Source organism: Streptomyces sp. NPDC001668, from assembly GCF_042893155.1.
Classification (GTDB): Bacteria; Actinomycetota; Actinomycetes; order Streptomycetales; family Streptomycetaceae; genus Streptomyces.
The window spans coordinates 38647-56954 of the sequence record NZ_JBIAUQ010000021.1 but is presented as its reverse complement, the minus strand read 5'-3'; the positions used below and the strand labels follow the sequence as shown (position 1 = coordinate 56954).

19 protein-coding genes are annotated in these 18308 nt (G+C 71.7%); 7 read left to right on the top strand and 12 right to left on the bottom strand.

All coding sequences use genetic code 11. The annotated features are described in order from the left end of the window. Positions 1 to 153 precede the first annotated feature (153 nt). Positions 154 to 1044: a LysR family transcriptional regulator gene (locus tag ACFYZ8_RS40800; protein ID WP_388541371.1), complete on the top strand. Its 891-nt coding sequence runs from the start codon at positions 154 to 156 to the stop codon at positions 1042 to 1044. A gap of 21 nt (positions 1045 to 1065) precedes the next feature. Here ACFYZ8_RS40800 and ACFYZ8_RS40795 read toward each other — a convergent pair whose 3' ends face one another. Further along, positions 1066 to 1482 (bottom strand): ATP-binding protein, encoded by a 417-nt coding sequence (locus tag ACFYZ8_RS40795; RefSeq protein ID WP_388541369.1) that lies wholly within the window; start codon positions 1480 to 1482, stop codon positions 1066 to 1068. Between the two features lie 117 nt (positions 1483 to 1599). Here ACFYZ8_RS40795 and ACFYZ8_RS40790 point away from each other — a divergent pair, with 117 nt between their 5' ends. Together ACFYZ8_RS40790 and ACFYZ8_RS40785 are read left to right on the top strand one after the other, a co-directional pair. Next, positions 1600 to 2454 (top strand): helix-turn-helix domain-containing protein, encoded by an 855-nt coding sequence (locus ACFYZ8_RS40790; RefSeq protein ID WP_388541366.1) that lies wholly within the window; start codon positions 1600 to 1602, stop codon positions 2452 to 2454. After that, on the top strand, positions 2451 to 2672 hold the full coding sequence (locus ACFYZ8_RS40785; RefSeq protein ID WP_388541363.1) for a DUF397 domain-containing protein: 222 nt from the start codon (positions 2451 to 2453) through the stop codon (positions 2670 to 2672). Before ACFYZ8_RS40790 ends, ACFYZ8_RS40785 begins: the two co-directional genes overlap by 4 nt. On the opposite strand, the gene ACFYZ8_RS40780 is transcribed toward ACFYZ8_RS40785, so the two are convergent. After that, complete coding sequence (locus tag ACFYZ8_RS40780; RefSeq protein ID WP_388541361.1) at positions 2620 to 3993, bottom strand: FG-GAP and VCBS repeat-containing protein; 1374 nt, start codon at positions 3991 to 3993, stop codon at positions 2620 to 2622. The two genes, ACFYZ8_RS40785 and ACFYZ8_RS40780, sit on opposite strands and share 53 nt — an antisense overlap. A gap of 156 nt (positions 3994 to 4149) precedes the next feature. Here ACFYZ8_RS40780 and ACFYZ8_RS40775 point away from each other — a divergent pair, with 156 nt between their 5' ends. Next, positions 4150 to 5751, top strand: coding sequence for a peptide-N4-asparagine amidase (locus ACFYZ8_RS40775; RefSeq protein WP_388541358.1), 1602 nt, complete (start codon positions 4150 to 4152; stop codon positions 5749 to 5751). Between the two features lie 110 nt (positions 5752 to 5861). On the opposite strand, the gene ACFYZ8_RS40770 is transcribed toward ACFYZ8_RS40775, so the two are convergent. Both ACFYZ8_RS40770 and ACFYZ8_RS40765 read right to left on the bottom strand, forming a co-directional pair. After that, positions 5862 to 7778, bottom strand: a complete 1917-nt coding sequence (locus ACFYZ8_RS40770; RefSeq protein ID WP_359032346.1) for an AMP-dependent synthetase/ligase — start codon at positions 7776 to 7778, stop codon at positions 5862 to 5864. 221 nt (positions 7779 to 7999) lie between these two features. Continuing rightward, positions 8000 to 9286: an acetyl-CoA C-acetyltransferase gene (locus tag ACFYZ8_RS40765; RefSeq protein ID WP_388541355.1), complete on the bottom strand. Its 1287-nt coding sequence runs from the start codon at positions 9284 to 9286 to the stop codon at positions 8000 to 8002. Positions 9287 to 9374: 88 nt separating this feature from the next. On the opposite strand from ACFYZ8_RS40765, the gene ACFYZ8_RS40760 reads away from it, so the two are divergent. Both ACFYZ8_RS40760 and ACFYZ8_RS40755 read left to right on the top strand, forming a co-directional pair. Then, on the top strand, positions 9375 to 10664 hold the full coding sequence (locus ACFYZ8_RS40760) for a 3-oxoacyl-ACP reductase (protein ID WP_388541352.1): 1290 nt from the start codon (positions 9375 to 9377) through the stop codon (positions 10662 to 10664). 545 nt (positions 10665 to 11209) lie between these two features. Beyond that, on the top strand, positions 11210 to 12016 hold the full coding sequence (locus tag ACFYZ8_RS40755; protein ID WP_359032396.1) for a MaoC/PaaZ C-terminal domain-containing protein: 807 nt from the start codon (positions 11210 to 11212) through the stop codon (positions 12014 to 12016). Here the strand turns inward: ACFYZ8_RS40755 and ACFYZ8_RS40750 are convergent. The 7 genes from ACFYZ8_RS40750 to ACFYZ8_RS40720 form a co-directional block, all read right to left on the bottom strand. Continuing rightward, the gene (locus ACFYZ8_RS40750; RefSeq protein ID WP_388541349.1) at positions 12001 to 12678 is read right to left on the bottom strand and encodes a TetR/AcrR family transcriptional regulator; all 678 of its coding nucleotides are present in this window, start codon (positions 12676 to 12678) and stop codon (positions 12001 to 12003) included. The two genes, ACFYZ8_RS40755 and ACFYZ8_RS40750, sit on opposite strands and share 16 nt — an antisense overlap. Before the next feature lie 47 nt (positions 12679 to 12725). Continuing rightward, a complete protein-coding gene (locus ACFYZ8_RS40745; RefSeq protein WP_359032350.1) occupies positions 12726 to 13046 on the bottom strand; it encodes a DUF4229 domain-containing protein in 321 nt (106 codons plus the stop codon). An 85-nt stretch (positions 13047 to 13131) separates the two neighbouring features. After that, a complete protein-coding gene (locus ACFYZ8_RS40740) occupies positions 13132 to 13656 on the bottom strand; it encodes a GNAT family N-acetyltransferase (protein ID WP_359032351.1) in 525 nt (174 codons plus the stop codon). A gap of 58 nt (positions 13657 to 13714) precedes the next feature. After that, positions 13715 to 14365 carry a UdgX family uracil-DNA binding protein gene (locus tag ACFYZ8_RS40735; RefSeq protein WP_388541346.1) on the bottom strand — a complete coding sequence of 217 codons (651 nt, stop codon included), beginning with the start codon at positions 14363 to 14365 and terminating at the stop codon, positions 13715 to 13717. A 368-nt stretch (positions 14366 to 14733) separates the two neighbouring features. Beyond that, positions 14734 to 15897, bottom strand: a complete 1164-nt coding sequence (gene mqnE, locus ACFYZ8_RS40730) for an aminofutalosine synthase MqnE (RefSeq protein WP_388541343.1) — start codon at positions 15895 to 15897, stop codon at positions 14734 to 14736. A gap of 50 nt (positions 15898 to 15947) precedes the next feature. After that, complete coding sequence (locus ACFYZ8_RS40725; RefSeq protein ID WP_359032354.1) at positions 15948 to 16403, bottom strand: Lrp/AsnC family transcriptional regulator; 456 nt, start codon at positions 16401 to 16403, stop codon at positions 15948 to 15950. Between the two features lie 68 nt (positions 16404 to 16471). Continuing rightward, entirely contained in the window at positions 16472 to 17155 is a 684-nt protein-coding gene (locus tag ACFYZ8_RS40720) for a UbiX family flavin prenyltransferase (RefSeq protein WP_359032355.1), read from the bottom strand. 80 nt (positions 17156 to 17235) lie between these two features. Here ACFYZ8_RS40720 and ACFYZ8_RS40715 point away from each other — a divergent pair, with 80 nt between their 5' ends. Then, on the top strand, positions 17236 to 17838 hold the full coding sequence (locus tag ACFYZ8_RS40715; protein WP_388541340.1) for a rhomboid family intramembrane serine protease: 603 nt from the start codon (positions 17236 to 17238) through the stop codon (positions 17836 to 17838). Positions 17839 to 17923: 85 nt separating this feature from the next. On the opposite strand, the gene ACFYZ8_RS40710 is transcribed toward ACFYZ8_RS40715, so the two are convergent. Then, positions 17924 to 18298 carry a peptidoglycan-binding domain-containing protein gene (locus ACFYZ8_RS40710; protein ID WP_359032357.1) on the bottom strand — a complete coding sequence of 125 codons (375 nt, stop codon included), beginning with the start codon at positions 18296 to 18298 and terminating at the stop codon, positions 17924 to 17926. Positions 18299 to 18308: the final 10 nt, after the last annotated feature.

Here is an 18308-nt window from a genome sequence, read left to right as displayed (position 1 = left end):
CTCCTCGGCAGAAGGGGTGGGTTGGGTCGGCACCCGCTCCTCCCGGGTGTGGAAGCGGGTTGCCGCCCGGGCCCTGAGGAGATCGTCGTACGCGCACTCGCCCCAGTCAATCCTAAGAATTTGTCGCTGGACCCAAGTGCTAGCTTGGAGGTCATGACTCTCGACGACCTGCGTGTCTTCGTGGCCGTGTGCCGCGCCGGAAGCCTCAGCGCGGTGGCCCGTGACCTGGACTGCACCCAGTCCGCGGTGAGCCAGCACGTGAAGCGGCTGGAGCGGGAGACGGGGGTCGGCCTGCTGGAGCGGCAGCCCAGGGGAGTCATGCCGACACAGGCCGGGCGGGTGCTGGAGGCGGCCGCGGCGGAGGGCATCGCGGGTCTCGATCTCGCCCTGCGCCGCCTGCGCGAGCTGGTCGACGGGGAGAGCGGGTCGGTCCGGGTGGCGACGGGCGCGACGACCGTACGGCACTTCATGTCGGACGCGGTGGTGGCCTTCCGGCAGCAACACCCGGACGTCAGCCTGGAGTTCAGGACCGAGAGCTCCAGCCGGGCCTGCTTCGACGCGCTGGCCGACAGCAGTCTCGACCTGGCGTGGATCACGCTCGGGGCGCCGGTGCGGGGCATAGAGCAGCGGCCGGTGAGGGAACTGCCGTGGATGCTGGCCGTACGGGCCGACGACCCGCTCGCCCGGCGCGCCCACGTGGAGGCGGCCGACCTGTCCGGCCTACGGCTGATCCGCCTCCCCCCGAACTCCACCTCCGCCGCCCATCTGGACGCGGCCTGCGCGGAGTTGGGCGTCCGGTTCGCCTTCGACACGAGCGTGGCCGACTGGGACACGGCACTGCTGCTGGCCGAACTGGGGCTGGGGCGGGCGGTGGTGCCCGCCCTGCCGGGACTGACCGTGCCCGGTGACCGGGGGGACCTGCGGCTGGTACCCCTCCCCGCGCTGCGCCCCCTCTCCGTCGGCTGGGCGGTACGCCGCTGGGACGCGCTGTCGCCGCCGGCCCGGGCGTTCGCCGACACCGTGGCGGACACCTGCCGGAGCTGATCTCGGACATGCGCCCTGTCATCACCCGAGTGCGATCTCGGCCCACACCGTCTTGCCGACGTCCCGCTCCGTGACGCCCCAGGTGTCGGCGAGGAGGGTGACGAGGATCAGGCCGCGGCCGTGTTCGCCGTCCGCCTCGCGGATGAACCTGAGCCTGCGGTCGCCCCGCGCGTCGCTCACCTCGATACGCAGCGTGTTCTCGGGGAGGAGCAGGAGGCGCAGCTCGAAGTCCCTTCCGGGGACGCGGCCGTGCGTCACGGCGTTGGCGGCGAGCTCGGCGACGAGGTGCTGCGCGGTGTCGTTCACCTCGGTGTCGTGGGGGTGGCCCCAGGCCGTGAGCTGGGTGGCGGTGAGCCTGCGGGCCAGGCGGGCGCCTCGCGGGGTGGCGCTCAGCCGCTGGGTCAGTTCGTCGGTGGGGGTGGAGATTTCGGCGTTCACGTGACTCAGCGTGCTGGGTTGAATCTACGCTGACCAGGAGCGACTTGGCGACGCTGAGTAGCTGTACGGGTGCGGTCGGTTCGGTGTACGGGTTGTCGGGCGGGAGGGGTGGGGCGCGTGGGCGAGCGGAGGCCGGAGACGCCGGCGGAGGCGGACGGGACGGCGGGGTTGTTCGTCGCGCTGGGCAAGATGGTGCGGCTGCTGCGGGAGCGGAAGGGGTTCACGCAGAAGGAGTTCGGGGAGCTGGTGGGGTACGGGCCCGACGCGGTCTCGGCGATGGAGCGGGGCGTACGGACACTCCGGCCGGAGGTCTTGCTGAAGGCGGACGAACTGCTCGACGCCGGGGGCCTGTTGAAGGAGGTCGTCCCGGAGGTCGAGGAGGCGATGGCGAAGTCTCGGACCCGGCATCCCGAGTGGTACCGGAGTTACGCCGGGTTGGAGGCGGAGGCGGTCGAGCTGCACTTCTACGCCAGCAACGGCGTGCCGGGGTTGTTGCAGACCCAGGACCACGCATGGGACGTATTCGCGAAACGGCGTCCGTTTCTCGACGGGGAGACGATCGAGAAGCGGGTGACTGACCGGCTCTCCCGACAGCAGGTCTTCGAGCGTTCGCCGGCGCCGATCGTGAGCTATGTCCTCGAAGAAGTCCTGCTGGACCGGCCGATCGGCGGGCCTCGGGTGCACGCCGATCAGCTTCGACGCCTGCTGCACGTCGGGCGCATGCAGAACGTCGAGATCCAGGTGATGCCGACTCGGGTGGAGGAACATCCCAACCTAGGTGGGGCGTTCAACCTGCTGACGCCGAGAAGGTACGGGCAGGTGGCGTACACGGAGGTGCAGGGCTATCCCCGGTTGATCACCGAACTCGAAGAGGTCCGGAAGATCGCGGACCGCTATGGGATCATGCGGGCGATGGCCCTGTCTCCGTCGGAATCCCGGAAGTTGATCGAGCAGAAGCTGGAGGAGCTATGAACATCGAGCAGCTCGCCTGGTTCAAGTCCAGCTACAGCGACGGCGAGGGCGGCGAATGCCTGGAAGTCGCCGTCACCCCCCACACCATCCACCTCCGCGACTCCAAGCACCCCACCGGCCCTCACCTCACCCTCTCCCCCACGGCCTGGTCGGCCTTTCTCTCCCCTACTGCGGGAACGCGGCCACCACGTTCAGCTCCCGCGCGCCGGTCGCTGTGACGGCGGAACCCGTGCCGGGAAGCAGCACACCCGGGTCGTAGTAGTTGCTCGACACCAGCAGGTCCTGGTCGCCGTCGCGGTCGAGGTCGCGCAAGCGGACGAGGGAGCCGAAGTTCTCGTACTGGCCGGGGTTCCCGGGGACGCCCGCCGTCGCCCGGGAGAACCACTGGGAGTTCTGGCCGGTCAGGCCGGACTTGCCGCCGCGCAGGACGTGGACGCCGCCCGCGTCGTCGACCGAGCTGACCGTCTCGTAGGGCACGCCGACCGCCAGGTCCGGGTAGCCGTCGCGGTTGGTGTCCCCGGCGGAGAGGGATGAGCCGAAGTAGTCGCGCGCCGTGGCGGCCGTGGTCACGCCCGCGGTGGACTGCGTGAGCCGGTACTTCGTCGTCGGGCCGGTGCTGCCGCCGCGCCAGACGACCACCGAACCCGCCTTGTCGTTGTAGCGGGTGTCGCTGACCGCGAGGTCGCCGTAGCCGCTCTTGTCGAAGTCGGCGACGACACCGGCGGGGCTGTAGTCGGGGGTGGAGCTGTTGATGACGGTGGCCTTGCCGGGCTTGATGGTGGAGCCGCCCCGCAGGAACCACGCGTCCTGCGTCATCTTGTCGCTGTGGTAGCCCTGGCCGAGGAGATAGAGATCGGTCGCCTTGTCCTTGGTGACCTTGCCTGCGACCAGGCCGGTGGTCTCGAAGGTGGCGTCGCGGGTGTGCTTGGTGACCTTGCCCGTCGTACCGGACTTGGAGAAGCCGCCGCGGTAGACGTAGACGGACTTGAAGGCGTCGGCGACGGCCAGGTCGGCCTTGCCGTCGCCGTCGAAGTCGCCGGTCTCCATCGCCTTCCCGAAGCCCTGGTCGGAGCGGGCGGTGACCTTGAGACGGAGGGCGCCGGTACCGGAGAGGCCGCTCTTCGTGCCCCACAGGATGGTGACCGCGCCGGAGCTCACCTTGCCGCTCACCTTCTCGGTGAAGTCGGCGACGGCGAGGTCGGCGTATCCGTCGCGGTTGAGGTCGGCGGTGGCGACGTCCTCGCCGAACGCGTCCGCGTAGCCGCCCGCGTCACCGGCGGTTCCCGGGATGCCCGCGCTGGACTGGGTGAACGTCTTGGTGGTCGTACCGACACCGGTGGCCGTCCCGTACGTCACGGTGACCTCGCCGCCGAGGCCGGCGACGGCGTAGTCGCGGTAGCCGTCCCCGTTGAAGTCGTCGGCGTACTTCGCCGGGGTGGCGGCGCTCGCGGTGCTCACACAGAGGGTGAGCAGTCCGCCGGTCAGGGACACGGCCGTGGCCGTGGCCAGTGCCAGGCGGAAGGTGCTTCGGGTGAACATGAGTCTCCTGCGGTGATCCGAGTCCAGCGGGGAGAAGACTCACGGTGGGGCGGCATGGTTGTAGGACGGAGTCCGGTCAGTGCGGGGGACAGGATTGGTCAAGACCTCTCCAAGAGCCCTTGGCCGCGGTCGAGTTCCGTGTGTTCACTGCGCCCTATGAGACCCCAGAGATCCCCCATACGTCCGGGCAGGGCACTGGCCACGCCGGCCGGCGCGCTCCTCGCCCTCGTCCTGTCGCTGGGCACCGCCTCCGCCACCACGGTTCCCGCCGAGTTCGGCACCGACTACCACGACCCCGTCACCGCCGCCCCGCCGATCAGCACCCCGCACACCCGGGCCTGCGAAGTCACCGTCGCCGAGGCGCAGTTCAAGGACTTCACGCCGTACACGGGGACGTACACGCCGCCGACCGGCTGCGGGGCCCCGGGGCGGTGGTCGAAGGTCGTGCTGCGGATGGACGGCACCGTGAAGGGGCGGCAGTTCGACCGGCTGGGGTACCTCGACATCGGCGGGGTACAGGTGTTCCGGACGTCGACGCCCGAGCCCTCGCAGGACGGGATCAACTGGTCCGTCCAGAAGGATGTCACCGAGTACGAGAAGACGCTGAGCAGCGCTCAGTCCGTCGACATGCTCATCGGCAACGTCGTCAACGACACGTACACGGGCATCCTCGACGTCAAGGTGACGCTCACCTTCTACGCGCCCGAGCACAAGAACACGGCCACCACCGCTCCCGACCAGGTCATCCCCCTCAGCGCCGGCGACAGCGTCACCACCGGCGCCTTGCTCACCGTCCCGCGCAACTCCGAGCGCGTCCTCGCCGAGGTGTACGCGACCGGGTCCGGCGGCGGCTGCGAGGAGTTCTGGTACTCGGCCACGACCCCGAAGGCGTCGTACTCCTGCCAGGGCGGGGACGACGGGCCGTACCGTGAGGTGCAGGTGAGCGTCGACGGGAGGGTCGCCGGGATCGCGTCCCCTTACCCGAACGTGTGGACCGGCGGCTGGTCGCCCTACCTGTGGTCGGTGATTCCCTCCCCCACCGCCTTCGACGTACGTCCGCTCACCTTCGACCTGACCCCCTTCGCCGGGCTCCTCGACGACGGCAGGGCGCACACCGTCGACGTGAAGGTGGCCGGCGTGCCGGCCGGGCAGACCGGGTGGAGCGCGCCGACCAACGTCCTGGTGTGGCAGGACGCGCACAGGTCGGTGGTGAAGGGGGCCGTCACGTCGTACGAGAGGACCGACCCGGCCGTGAGCAACGACTTCACCGACGGTTCGCTGCGGCACCTGGTCACCGCGGGCAAGGACCGGCTCAAGGTCACCGGCTACCTCGACACCTCCCACGGCCGGATCACCACGACCGTGGAGCGCACCCTCACCACGGCCGTCGACCACCGGTGGACGCCCGACGAGAACACGGACGACCTCGGCGGCACATGGAGCGATCACCAGGTCGTCACCCGCGACGGGCACCTGTCCCGCACGGATCGCGACTACGCCCTGGACGGCCGCGCCACCATCGACGCCGCGAACCGTCTGCGGGTCGTCATGTCCGTCGCCGACCGGGCCCGTCTCGGCGCCACCCGGGTCGACGACAGCTACCACGGCGACGCCACCTTCACGCTCGGCGTGGCCCGCGAGGACCGGCACGCGGTGGCCACGACGAGCGAGCGGTACCGGCTGAGCGGGCCCGGCGTGCACTACGACCACACGCTGGCGACCGAGCAGGGGGTGCTGACGAAGGACGTCCTGCGCTGACCACGCCTCCTTGTGGCTCGACTGGCGGCCGGTGCCGTCGGGCGGGGTGATCGCGGTGTGGGGCACGGAGGGGCCCGTACCGTTGCGGACCGTCTGCGCCCGCACGGCGCTCAGCGCTCGTAGAGCCCCTCGATCGCCCCCGCGAAGTCCTTCATGACCGCCTCCCGGCGCAGCTTCATCGACGGGGTCAGATGACCGGCCGCCTCGGTGAGGTCGGTCGGGAGGACGGTGAAGCGCCGGATGGACTCGGGGCGGGAGACCATCTTGTTGGCCTCGTCCACGGCGCGTTGCAGGACGCTTCTCAACTCGGCGTCGTTGACGAGCAGTTCGGCGGGGACGGGGTGTTTGCCGTTCATCTGGCGCCAGTGGTTGACGCCGTCCATGTCCAGGGTGATCAGGGCCGAGATGTAGGGCCGGCGGTCGCCCAGGACCATGCACTGGGAGATCAGCGGGTGGGAGCGCAGCCAGTTCTCCAGCGGGGCCGGGGCGACGTTCTTGCCGCCCGCGGTGATCAGGATCTCCTTCTTGCGGCCGGTGATCGTCAGATAGCCCTCGTCGTCCAGCTGTCCGATGTCGCCGGTCGGGAACCAGCCGTCGGCGGAGGCGGGGGCGACCCCCTCACCGAAGGGGTCCCAGTAGCCGCGGAACACCTGGCCGCCGTTGAGCAGGATCTCGCCGTCGGCCGCGATACGGATCCGGGTGCCCGGGATGGGCCAGCCGACCGTGCCCAGGCGGGGCTTCAGGGGCGGGGTGCAGGTGGCGGCGCCCGTCGACTCGGTGAGGCCGTAGCCCTCGTAGATCTCCATGCCCGCGCCCGCGTAGAAGGCGGCGAGGCGGCGGCCGAGCGGGGAGCCCCCGGAGATGATGTGCCGGATCCTGCCGCCCATGGCGTTGCGGATACGGCGGTAGACGAGCGGGTCGTAGAAGGTGCGGGCCGCCTTCAGGGCCGCTCCCGGGCCGGATCCGGTGCCCGCGTGGCGGGTCTCCATCGCCTCGCCGTAGCGGACGGCGACGTTGGTCGCGCGGTCGAAGACGGTGACCCGGCCGCCGCTCTCCGCCTTGGCGCGGGCGTTGTTGAAGACCTTCTCCAGCATGTACGGGATCACGAGGAGGAAGGTCGGCTTGAAGCTGGCCAGGTCGGCGAGCAGGTCCTCGGCCTGGAGGCTCGGCGCGTGCCCCAGGCGGACGCGGGCGCGCACGCAGGCGACGGCGACCATGCGGCCGAAGACGTGCGAGATGGGCAGGAAGAGCAGCGTGGCCAGGTCGGTGTCGTCCCCCTTCGCCTTGAAGACCGGGTAGAGCAGCTCGATCGCGTTGTCGACCTCGGTGAGGAAGTTGCCGTGGCTGAGCACACAGCCCTTGGGGCGGCCGGTGGTTCCGGAGGTGTAGACGACGGTGGCGACCGTGCCCGGGCCCAGCATGCCGCGCCGGACGCCGATCTCCTGGTCGGGGACGGCCCGGCCGAGCTCTCCCAGGCGCTCCACATGACCCTTCTCCATGATCCACATGTGGCGCAGGTCGGGGAGGCGGCTGAGCTCGGGGCCGAGGGCGGCGGCCTGTCCCGCCGTCTCCGTCACCAGGGCGACCGCGCCGGAGTCCTGGAGGATGAACCGGGTCTGGAAGACGGAGGACGTGGGGTAGATGGGGACCGTCACCAGGCCCGCGGCCCAGGCGGCGAAGTCGAGGAGCGTCCACTCGTACGTCGTGCGTGCCATGATCGCGACCCGGTCGCCCGGCATCAGGCCCTCGGAGATCAGGCCCTTCGCCACGGCCAGCACCTGGCGCGCGAACTCCGCCGCCGTGAGGTCGACCCAGCGGCCGTCCTCCGTGCGGCGGCTCATCACCCGCTGCTCCGGGGCCGCCTCCGCGTTGTCGAACGGCAAGTCGGCCAGGGAGCCGTGGGTCACCGGCGCGACCAGCGGCGGCACCGACACCTCGCGGACCTCGCCGTCCAGTCGCACGATCTCGGGTTCCACGAGGACAGGGGCGCCGTCGTAGTCGTGACCGGACACGTACGAGAGGGACATGGTCAGCTCCTGGGACGTGCTGCTCGGTAGCGTTCCGCTGCATGAGGTACGCAGGGGACGTACCGGGGCGTTCACCCGCGAGTGCGCCTGCAAGGGTTACCGGGGGTTAGGACGGTGATCCTAAGGGGCTCAAGTGGCGGGTCTGTGCGGGTTCGTTGATGGTCCGGAGCCGGGACTGTGCAACCTCGACCGCAAAGTGAGGCTTTGTCAACTACGGGGCGCTACGGCCGCTCCAGGATCGCCGTCACTCCCTGGCCGCCCGCCGCGCACACCGAGATCAGCCCACGGCCGGGCCCCTCCCGCTCGGCCAGCAGCCGCGCGAGCGTGGCCACGATCCGCGCGCCGGTCGCGGCGAAGGGATGCCCGGTGGCGAGGGAGGATCCGGTGACGTTGAGCCGGTCCCGGTCCACCGGGGCGAGGCCCCGCTTCTCCCAGGCCGCGAGGGTCGCCAGGACCTGGGAGGCGAAGGCCTCGTGGATCTCGACCAGGTCGAAGTCGTCCATGCCGAGCCCGGCCCGCTCCAGCATCCGGGGGACGGCGTACGCGGGGGCCATGAGCAGCCCGTCCTCCCCCTGTGCGACATCCCCTCGCACGAAGTCCACGGCCGCCGTCTCGTACGCCGTGAGGTACGCCAGCACTTCGAGGCCGCGCGCCTTCGCCCACTCCTCCGACGCGAGCAGCACGAGAGCCGCGCCGTCCGTCAGCGGGGTCGAGTTCCCGGCGGTCATGGTCGGGTCGGGGTCCTTGAGGCCGAACACCGGCTTGAGCGTGGCGAGTTTCCCGGGCGTCGAGTCGGGGCGCAGGTTCTGGTCGCGGGCCAGGCCGCGGAAGGGGACCACCAACTCCCGGAAGAATTCCCGCTCGTAGGCCGCCGCCAGCCGCTGGTGACTGGTCGCCGCCAGTTCGTCCTGGGCCTCGCGGCTCACGCCCCACGCGCGGGCGGTGACGGCCGCGTGCTCGCCCATCGACAGACCGGTGCGGGGTTCGGCGTTGCGCGGGATGTCGGGGACGAGGTGGGCCGGCCGGATGCGGGCGAGCGCCCTCAGGCGGCCGCCGGCCGACTTCGCGCGCCGGGCCTCAAGGAGGATGCGGCGCAGGTCGTCGTTGACGCCGAGGGGCGCGTCGCTCGCGGTGTCGGCGCCGCCCGCGATCGCGGACTCGGTCTGCCCCAGCGCGATCTTGTTGGCGGCCGCGATGACGGCCTGGAGCCCGGTCCCGCAGGCCTGCTGGATGTCGTACGCCGGGGTACGCGGGTCCAGCTTCGAGCCGAGGACCGTCTCGCGGGCGAGGTTGAAGTCGCGGGCGTGCTTGAGGACGGCTCCGGCGACGAACTCCCCCACGGCGCCCGGCCCCTGGAGCCCATGGCGCTCGACGAGGGCGTCGAGGGCGGCGGTGAGCATGTCCTGGTTCGAGGCGGTGGCGTACGGGCCGTCCGAGCGGGCGAAGGGCACACGGCTGCCGGCGACGATCGCCACGCGCCGGGCGACCGGCGGCTTCAGGGGACTCATCTCCACCAGCTCCTCACCTCGGAAATCGACTTACCTACGGTAACCTTACTCCAGAGTAAGGAATCTGCGACCGACCCGGGAGATGGACATGGCCGACCGCTATCTGAGCTTCACCGGCACCGCGCCGGGCCGGTTCCTCACCCGCCGCCTCGGGCTGCCGCAGCCGACGGCGCTTCGGCGGTGGTCGGCCGAGTCCCCGGCGTTCGAGGGCGGGGTGCTGCTGCTCACGGCGGGCAAGTCGGAGCTGTCCGGACCGGAGTTCCCGGAGTTCCCCGCCCCGTCGGACGCGCCCGCCGCGGTCCTCCTCGACGCCACGGGCGTGCGGGACGTGGCGGGGCTGGCCGAGGTGCACGCGGCCCTGCACCCGGTCGTGCGGTCGGTCGCCGCGAGCGGCCGGGTCGTCGTCCTGGGGGCGCCGCTCTCTTCGGCGGATCATCACCAGGCCGCCGCCCAGCAGGCGTTGGAGGGGTTCGCCCGCTCGCTCGGCAAGGAGATCGGGCGGGGCAGAACGGTCAACCTCGTACGGCTGACCGACACGGCCGCGGCCGAGTCGACCCTGCGCTTCCTGCTCTCCCCCAGGTCGGCGTACGTCAGCGGTCAGGTGATCGAGGTCGGGCAGGCGCAGGAGCTGGACGTCGACTGGTCTCACCCCCTCGCCGGGCGGACGGCCCTGGTGACCGGCGGGGCGCGCGGCATCGGCGCGGCGGTCGCCGAGACGCTGGCGCGGGACGGGGCGCGGGTGGTCGTCCTCGATGTGCCGGGGGCGTCGGCGGACGCCGAGCGGCTGGCCGCGCGGCTCGGGGGCAGTGCGCTCGCGCTGGACATCACGGCGGCCGACGCGGGCACGCGGATCGCCGAGGCGCTGCCGGACGGGCTGGACGTGCTGGTCCACAACGCGGGCATCACCCGGGACCGGCGACTGGTCAACATGCCCGCGGAGCGCTGGAGTTCGGTGCTCGACGTCAACCTGGCGAGCGTGCTGCGCACCACGGACGCGCTGCTGGAGACGGGCACGCTGCGGCGGGGCGGGCGGATCGTCGCCACCGCCTCCATCGCGGGGCTCGCGGGGAACGCCGGGCAGACGAACTACGGCGCGAGCAAGGCCGGTGTCGTCGGCCTGGTGCGCTCCCTGGCACCCCGGGCCCTGGCCGAGCACGGGGTCACGGTCAACGCCGTCGCCCCGGGGTTCATCGAGACGAAGATGACGGCGGCGATCCCGCTGTTCATCCGGGAAGCGGGGCGACGCATGAACTCCCTCGGGCAGGGCGGACTTCCGGCCGACGTGGCCGAGACGACGGCATGGCTGGCGCATCCGGCGTCCGGCGCGGTGAACGGGCAGGTCGTGCGGGTGTGCGGCCAGAGCCTGCTGGGGGCGTAGTGGGGACGTACGCGGACGATGCGCGGGGCGAGGGGTCGTACGGCGAGGGGGGACGGGGCTCGGGGTCGGGGTCGGGCGCGCGCTCGGGGGCGGGGGCGGGGTCGGAGTCAGGCGCGCGCTCGGGTTCGGGGTCGGGCGCGGGCTCGGGTTCTGGGTCGGGGTGGGGCGCGCGCTCGGGTTCTGGGTCGAGGTCGGGCTCGGGTTCTGGGTCGGGGTGGGGCGCGCGCTCGGGTTCGGGGTCGGGCGCGGGCGCGGGGTCGGGCTCGGGTTCTGGGTCGGGGTCGGGCGCGCGCTCGGGGTCGGGGTCGGGCGCGCGCTCGGGGTCGGGGTCGGGCGCGGGCTCAGGGTCGGGCGCGCGCTCGGGCTCGGGGTCGGGCGCGGGCGCGCGCTCGGGTTCGGGGTCGGGCTCGGGGTCGGGGTCGGGCTCGGGCTCGGGGTCGGGCTCGGGCTCGGGGTCGGGGTCGGGCTCGGGCTCGGGCTTCGCGGGGGCGAACTCCGGTGGCCCCTCGGCCGTCCTCACCCGGTCCCCCTCCCTCCTCCCCCTCCTGGCGGCGGGCGCCCTGCGCTCCCCCTTCAAACGGCCCGGCGCGACCGCCGGCTTCCCCCGGACCCGGCTCGTGCTGCGCGGTCTGCGGGTGGACTCGGCGCGGCTGGCCGCCTACGAGCGGGTCTGCGGGTTCCCGACCGGCGAGGACGCGCTGCCGGTGACGTATCCCCATGTGCTGGGCTTCCCCCTGGCCATGAGGCTGATGAGCGGGCGGGACTTCCCGCTGCCGCTGCTCGGGCTCGTGCACACGTCGATCGAGATCACCCGGTACCGGGAACTGGCGGCCACCGGCGCGTACGAACTCACCGTGTACGTCGACGGATTGGCCCCGCACCGACGCGGTACGGAGGTCGCCGTGGTCACCGAGCTGCGGGTGGGCGAGGACGTCGTATGGGAGTCGGTGAGCACGTATCTGGCCCGGCACCGCACTCAGGCGACCGGCGGGGAGCGGGACGGGGATCAGCAGGCGGAGCAGCACGGGCCGTTGCCCGGGGTCGCGGAGTGGCGGCTGGCCGGGGACATCGGACGCCGTTACGCCGCCGCGTCCGGCGACCACAACCCGATCCACCTGTACCCGCTCACGGCCCGCCTCTTCGGCTTCCCGAGGGCGATCGCCCACGGCATGTGGACGGCGGCCCGCTGTCTGGCGGCGCACGGCACGCCTCAAGCGGTGCTGGTGCGGGCCGAGTTCAGGGCGCCGGTGCTGCTGCCGGGGACGGTGACGTACGCGGCGGACGGGGAGCGGTTCGAGCTGTGCGACGGGGAGCGCGTGCATGTGCGCGGGGGTGTCTACCCGCTGACCTGAAGCGGGGCCCCCTGCGCGGGCGTGTCCTTGAGGGTCCAGGGCCGGCCCTCCATCAGGTTGCCGAGGCCGGCCCACGCGAAGTTCATCAGGGTCGCCGCCGGCTGCCGCGCGGTCACGCCCTCGGTGGCGTTGGCCCAGGCGGCGAGGGACTCGGCGGCGCCGACGAGGGCCTCGGCGAGACCGGCGACCTCGCGCTCGGGCAGGTCGGGGTCGCGGTGTGCCTCGCGGGCCGCGACCACGATCAGGTGGGTCACGAACGCCACGATCTCCTCGCGCATCGCGGTCACTTCGGCCGCGAACGCCTCACCGTGGATCCGGGCCTGGAGATGCAGCACGGACCAGGCGGGCGGGTTCTGCGAGGTGTGCGTGAAGAACGCCAGCAGCCCGTCCCAGAGCTGACGGTCGGCGGGCAGGTCGGTCCGCACGCCCGTGCGCACGGCCTCGGTGAGCGCGGCCGCCTCCCGGCGGATGCACGCGGTGAAGAGGTCTTCCTTGGAGTTCAGGTAGAGGTAGACCAACGGCTTGGACACACCGGCGAGTTCGGCGATCTCGTCCATCGAGGCGGCCATGTACCCGCGCTGCCCGAAGATCTCCACAGCGGCGTCCAGCATCTGCTGCTCCCGCACGGCACGCGGCATGCGCTTGCTCTTCACGACACCCATGCGCAAAGCGTACGGTCACGCGGGCCCCGGCAGCAGGGGCGTTGACGTCAGGAGGTCTGCGAGGCCTGCGGGGCCTGCCCCTGGGAGGGGGTCGCCTCGTCGACGGCCTCGTCCTCCTGGCTGCGGTTCGCCTCCAGGTTGGCCTTCATCCGGTCCACCCGCTGGGCGACCTGGACGGAGGCGCGGTCGCGCTCCTTGCGCAGGACCACGAAGCTGATGGGGGCCGAGAGCAGCAGGGAGAGCAGGACGATCCACATGCCGTTGGAGTCGCCGAGGCCGCGCGGGGCGAGGCCGGAGTAGACGAGGCCCCAGACGACCACGAGGCAGCCCACGAAGATCCCGAGGCGCATCAGTGTGTAGCGGAGCATGTCAATCCACTCTTCCGGTTCAAAAACGGGGCACCGTCCAGTGAAGCACGCCGGGCACCCGATCTTCGACGGGGGTTGGGAACGGTCAGGTGAGCGGCAGCAGCATGATCACGTCGTCCCGGTCGTCGCCGGGTGCGACGCGGATGGCGTCGGGGACGCGGCCGACCTCCTTGTAGCCGCAGGAGCCGTAGAAGCGCTCCAGGCCGAGGCCGCCGCGGCAGGTCAGCCGGATCGCCTCGATGCCCTCGAAGGCACGGGCCGCGTCGGCTGCCGCCGCGAGGAGGTCGCGGCCGTAGCCCCGGCCCTGGTGGCGCGGGTGGACCATCACCGTGTACAGCCACACCCAGTGGGTCATCAGGCGGTGGGTGTTGGAGCCGAAGAAGGCGGTGGCGGCGACCCGTCCGTCCTCGTCGTGGCCGACGAGCAGCCGCGTCCGTCCCTCCGCCATGCCCACGAAGTGCTTCACCAGCTCGGGGCGGATCGTGTCCCGCTCAACCGGCGCGACGAATCCGACGGCTCCACCGGCATTGGATACGTCGGCCCACAGGTCGAGGATTCCGTCGCGGAGGGCGGGGGTGACGGCCGGGTCGAGGGTGAAGGTAAGGGGCATGGGGCGAGGCTAGCCATTACGACTCCGTCGCCTCAAGGGGTATCCGGCGTCACGTGCGTCACCCCAGCGCCCGGGCCGCCACCTCCAGGTCCGCCACCAGGCCCCGGTACGCGCCCTCCCTGTCCTCGGCCCGCAGCACGGCCGACGGGTGCACGGTCGGTACGAGCCGCTCCCGCCTGCCGTGGATCTCCTCCTCCAGCACGGTCCCGCGCACCTGTGTCACCCGGAACGACGACCCGAGCAGCGCCTTGCCCGCGGTGGCGCCGAGCACGACGATCAGCTCCGGTTCGACGAGCGCCAGCTCCCTGGCGAGCCAGGGGCCGCAGGCCGTCATCTCCCTCAGGCTCGGCGCCTTGTGGATCCGGCGCTTCTTCGGCTCGGCCTGCGTGAACTTGAAGTGCTTCACGGCGTTGGTGACGTAGGCGTCCGCCGGATCGAGGCCGGCCTCCGCGAGAGCCCGGTCGAGCAGCTTGCCCGCGGGCCCGACGAACGGCTTGCCCTGCCGGTCCTCCTGGTCACCGGGCTGCTCACCCACGAGCATCACGCGCGCGTGGGGGTCTCCGGTGCCGAAGACTGTCTGCGTGGCGTCCCGGTGGAGGGGGCAGCCACGGCAGCCGGCGGCGGCCTTTCGGAGGGCGTTCAGGCCGCCGCGGTCCGGGAGGAAGGGTTCGGCTGTGTAGGCGTCCTCTGGTGCCTTGGGGCTCACCATGGGGGCCGGGTACCCGTGAGGGTGGGTGGTGAACGGAGGGGGCGCGGTGTCGGTGCGTGGGGGTGCGGTGTCGGTCCTGGGTGCGGGGCGGTGGGGGCTGGGCGCGCAGTTCCCCGCGCCCCTGGGTGGGTGCACCGGGCGCCGGTTTTCAAGGGCCCGCCCACCCCGCGTCAGCCGCGCGCCGGTGGGGGCTGGGCGCGCAGTTCCCCGCGCCCCTCGGTGGGTGCACCGGGCGCCGGTTTTCACGGGCCCGCCCACCCCGCGTCAGACGCGCGCCGGTGGGGGCTGGGCGCGCAGTTCCCCACGCCCCTCGGTGGGTGCACCGGGCGGAGGTTTTCACGGCCCCGCCCACCGGGCCAGTCGGCCTGTCAGAGGCGCATCGGCTGCGGGGCCTCGCGGCGGGCCTTGTCCGGGCCGTCGTACTCGCGGATGATCTCGTAGCGCGTGTTGCGCTCCACCGGGCGGAAGCCCGCGTCGCGGATGAGGTCCAGCAGGTCCTCGCGGGTGAGCTTGTTCGGGGTGCCGTAGTTGTCGGCGTCGTGGGTGATCTTGTACTCGACCACCGAGCCGTCCATGTCGTCCGCGCCGTGCTGGAGGGCCAGTTGCGCGGTCTGGACGCCGTGCATGACCCAGAAGACCTTGACGTGCGGGACGTTGTCGAAGAGGAGTCGGGAGACCGCGAAGGTCTTCAACGCCTCCGCGCCCGTCGCCATCTGGGTGCGGGCCTGAAGGCGGTTGCGCACCTTGCCGTCCTTCAGGTCCACGAAGTCGTGCTGGTAGCGCAGCGGGATGAAGACCTGGAAGCCGCCGGTCTCGTCCTGGAGTTCGCGCAGCCGCAGGACGTGGTCCACGCGGTGACGGGGCTCCTCGATGTGGCCGTACAGCATGGTGCTCGGGGTCTTCAGACCCTTCTCGTGCGCCAGGCGGTGGATCCGGGACCAGTCCTCCCAGTGGGTCCGGTGGTCCACGATGTGCTGACGGACCTCCCAGTCGAAGATCTCCGCGCCGCCGCCGGTCAGCGACTCCAGGCCCGCGTCGATCAGTTCGTCGAGGATCTCGGAGGCCGAGAGACCGCTGATCGTCTCGAAGTGGTGGATCTCCGTCGCGGTGAACGCCTTCAGCGAGACGTCCGGGAGGGCCGCCTTGAGCTCCCGCAGCGAGCGCGGGTAGTAGCGCCACGGCAGGTTCGGGTGCAGGCCGTTGACGATGTGGAGTTCCGTGAGGTTCTCGCCCTCCATCGCCTTGGCGAGCTTCACCGCCTCCTCGATGCGCATCGTGTACGCGTCCTTCTCGCCCGGCTTGCGCTGGAAGGAGCAGTAGGCGCAGGACGCCGTGCACACGTTGGTCATGTTGAGGTGACGGTTGACGTTGAAGTGGACGACGTCGCCGTTCTTCCGCGTCCGCACCTCGTGCGCGAGGCCGCCGAGCCAGGCCAGGTCGTCCGACTCGTAGAGCGCGATGCCGTCCTCGCGGGTCAGCCGTTCACCGGCCCTGACCTTCTCCTCCAGCTCGCGCTTGAGCCCGACGTCCATGCCCACACACCTTTCTCCGACCACCCCGAACGACTGTGACAACCGTACGTCTACGCCTCTTCGGGCAGCTCTCCGACCCGGTTCTCCCACTTCGTGGAGAGCACGATCGTGGTACGGGTCCGGGAGACCCCCTTGGTCCCCGACAGCCGCCGGATGATCTTCTCCAGGCCGTCGACGTCCGACGCCCGGACCTTCAGCATGTACGAGTCGTCGCCCGCGATGAACCAGCAGTCCTCGATCTCGGTGAGGTCCCGCAGCCGGCGCGCCACGTCCTCGTGGTCGACCGCGTCGGACAGCGAGATGCCGATCAGCGCGGTGACGCCGAGGCCGAGCGAGGCGGAGTCGACGGTGGCGCGGTAACCGGTGATGACCCCGGCCGCCTCCAGCCGGTTGATGCGGTCGGTGACGCTGGGTCCCGACAGACCGACGAGGCGTCCCAGCTCCGCGTAGGAGGCCCGGCCGTTCTCCCTCAGGGCCTGGATGAGCTGCCTGTCCACCGCGTCCATGCGATCGAAGCCTTCCGCTGAGAAGTTCTGAGAAGTTCCCGAAGTGATGAGAGGTACTGCCACTTGCCCTACCGGCCCGGCGCGCCGCCGCCCAGTTCGCCCTGCCAGCGCCGGTACAGGTCGTGTTCGACACCCGCCGCGTCCAGCACCCGCCCGGCGACGAAGTCGACCAGGTCCTGGATGTGGGTGGCGCCCGCGTAGAAGCCCGGCGAGGCCGGGACCACGCTCGCACCGGCGTCGTCGAGCGTGACGAGGTGCCGCAGGGTCTGCCCGTTCAGCGGGGTCTCCCGTACGGCCACGACCAGCTTGCGGCCCTCCTTGAGGGTGACGCTCGCCGCCCGCTGCAACAGGTCCTTGGACAGGCCGAGGGCGACTCCGGCGACGCAGGCGGTGGAGGCGGGGACGATCAGCATCCCCTTGCTCGGATACGACCCCGAGGACGGCCCCGCGGCCAGGTCCCCGGCGTTCCAGTACCGCACGGCGTCGGTGTCGGCGTCGAAGGTGCCGGGCTTGCCGTCGGCCCCCCGGGTCAGCCATTCCCGCAGGTCCTCGCGCCAGTGCGCGTCCCGGAACGCGATCCCCGTCTCGTCGAGGAGGGTGAGCCGCGAGGCACGGGAGACCACCAGGTCGACGCTCTCACCGGCGGCGAGCAGCGCGCGCAGCACGGACGCGGCATACGGGGTGCCGGAGGCGCCGGACACCCCTACGATCCAAGGCGTACGCCGCGTCTCTCCTGGCTTGACTGGGTTCACACCCCCGAGCCTATCCGGCGTCACGGGGTGGGAACCGGCCAAGGGGGTCGGGGCGTTCCCTTGAGGGGATGGGGGTTCTCATGACGGGCAAGGAACTGGAGTGGTCGCGCGGTGATCGCGCGAAGGCGGCGGCCAAGCTGATGGCGGGCTGGGTCGCGCTGCTGTGGCTGCTCGAAGTGGTGGACGTGGCGAGCGGCCACGCCCTCGACGGCCTCGGCATCACGCCCCGTACCCCGTCCGAGCTGGTCGACGTCGTCCCGGCCGCGTTCATCCACTTCGGCTTCGCCCACGTGGCCGCGAACAGCGTCCCGCTGCTGGTCATGGGCTTTCTCGCGGCCCTGGGCGGTATCCGCCGCTTCGCCGCGGTGTGCGCTTTGATCATCGTCGCCGACGGCCTGGGCGTCTGGCTCATAGCCCCGGCGCACACCAACACGGCGGGCGCGTCGGGCCTGATCTTCGGCCTGTTCGGCTACCTGGTGGTCGCGGGCTTCGTGGAGCGCCGCCCGCTGGGCGTCCTGGCCGGCCTCCTGACAGCGGCGATCTGGGGCACGTCGATCGTGGTGGGCCTGGCGCCCACGCAGTCGGGGGTCAGCTGGCAGGGCCACCTGCTGGGCCTGGTGGCGGGGGTGGCGGCGGCGTTCGTCCTCCGGCGCCGGGCGGCCCCGGTGGGGCGGGTGTCGTAGGGCCGCGGACAGGGGTGCCGCCACACGCCGAGGCGGCGCCGGGGATACGGCGCCGCCTCGGCGGCGGGACGTGCAGCGCGGTGCGTCAGCAGGCGTAGGCGCTGGACCCGGCCCAGTAGTTGAGCCGTGACCAGGTGATGGGACCGATGATCCCGTCGTCGTCGATGCCCACACAGCGCTGGAACCTGACGACCGCGGCCCGGGTGTTCGAGCCGAAATAGCCGTCCAGCGAGAGGTTGTCACCGGTCATGGCGAAGTTCAGCTCGCACTGAGCCTGCTTCACCGCGACCTTGTAGGCGCTGGGCGCGTAGGAGAGCTGGGGCTCGCTGGAGGTGTACTCGCAGAGGCCGGGGATGATCGCGGCCTGGGCGGGTGCCGCGGTGACGAGCGGCAGCGCGCCGGCGACACCCACAGTCGCGAGACCGGCCACCATCAGCGAGACGATGCGCTTACGGATCACTTGTTTCCCC

Bases quoted from the DNA above. Each gene is read 5' to 3' on its own strand.
- ACFYZ8_RS40800 (WP_388541371.1), top strand. From the start codon at position 154: ATGACTCTCGACGACCTGCGTGTCTTCGTGGCCGTGTGCCGCGCCGGA.
- ACFYZ8_RS40785 (WP_388541363.1), top strand. From the start codon at position 2,451: ATGAACATCGAGCAGCTCGCCTGGTTCAAGTCCAGCTACAGCGACGGC.
- ACFYZ8_RS40780 (WP_388541361.1), bottom strand. From the start codon at position 3,993: ATGTTCACCCGAAGCACCTTCCGCCTGGCACTGGCCACGGCCACGGCC.
- ACFYZ8_RS40775 (WP_388541358.1), top strand. From the start codon at position 4,150: ATGAGACCCCAGAGATCCCCCATACGTCCGGGCAGGGCACTGGCCACG.
- ACFYZ8_RS40770 (WP_359032346.1), bottom strand. From the start codon at position 7,778: ATGTCCCTCTCGTACGTGTCCGGTCACGACTACGACGGCGCCCCTGTC.
- ACFYZ8_RS40765 (WP_388541355.1), bottom strand. From the start codon at position 9,286: ATGAGTCCCCTGAAGCCGCCGGTCGCCCGGCGCGTGGCGATCGTCGCC.
- ACFYZ8_RS40760 (WP_388541352.1), top strand. From the start codon at position 9,375: ATGGCCGACCGCTATCTGAGCTTCACCGGCACCGCGCCGGGCCGGTTC.
- ACFYZ8_RS40750 (WP_388541349.1), bottom strand. From the start codon at position 12,678: ATGGGTGTCGTGAAGAGCAAGCGCATGCCGCGTGCCGTGCGGGAGCAG.
- ACFYZ8_RS40745 (WP_359032350.1), bottom strand. From the start codon at position 13,046: ATGCTCCGCTACACACTGATGCGCCTCGGGATCTTCGTGGGCTGCCTC.
- ACFYZ8_RS40740 (WP_359032351.1), bottom strand. From the start codon at position 13,656: ATGCCCCTTACCTTCACCCTCGACCCGGCCGTCACCCCCGCCCTCCGC.
- ACFYZ8_RS40735 (WP_388541346.1), bottom strand. From the start codon at position 14,365: ATGGTGAGCCCCAAGGCACCAGAGGACGCCTACACAGCCGAACCCTTC.
- mqnE (WP_388541343.1), bottom strand. From the start codon at position 15,897: ATGGACGTCGGGCTCAAGCGCGAGCTGGAGGAGAAGGTCAGGGCCGGT.
- ACFYZ8_RS40725 (WP_359032354.1), bottom strand. From the start codon at position 16,403: ATGGACGCGGTGGACAGGCAGCTCATCCAGGCCCTGAGGGAGAACGGC.
- ACFYZ8_RS40715 (WP_388541340.1), top strand. From the start codon at position 17,236: ATGACGGGCAAGGAACTGGAGTGGTCGCGCGGTGATCGCGCGAAGGCG.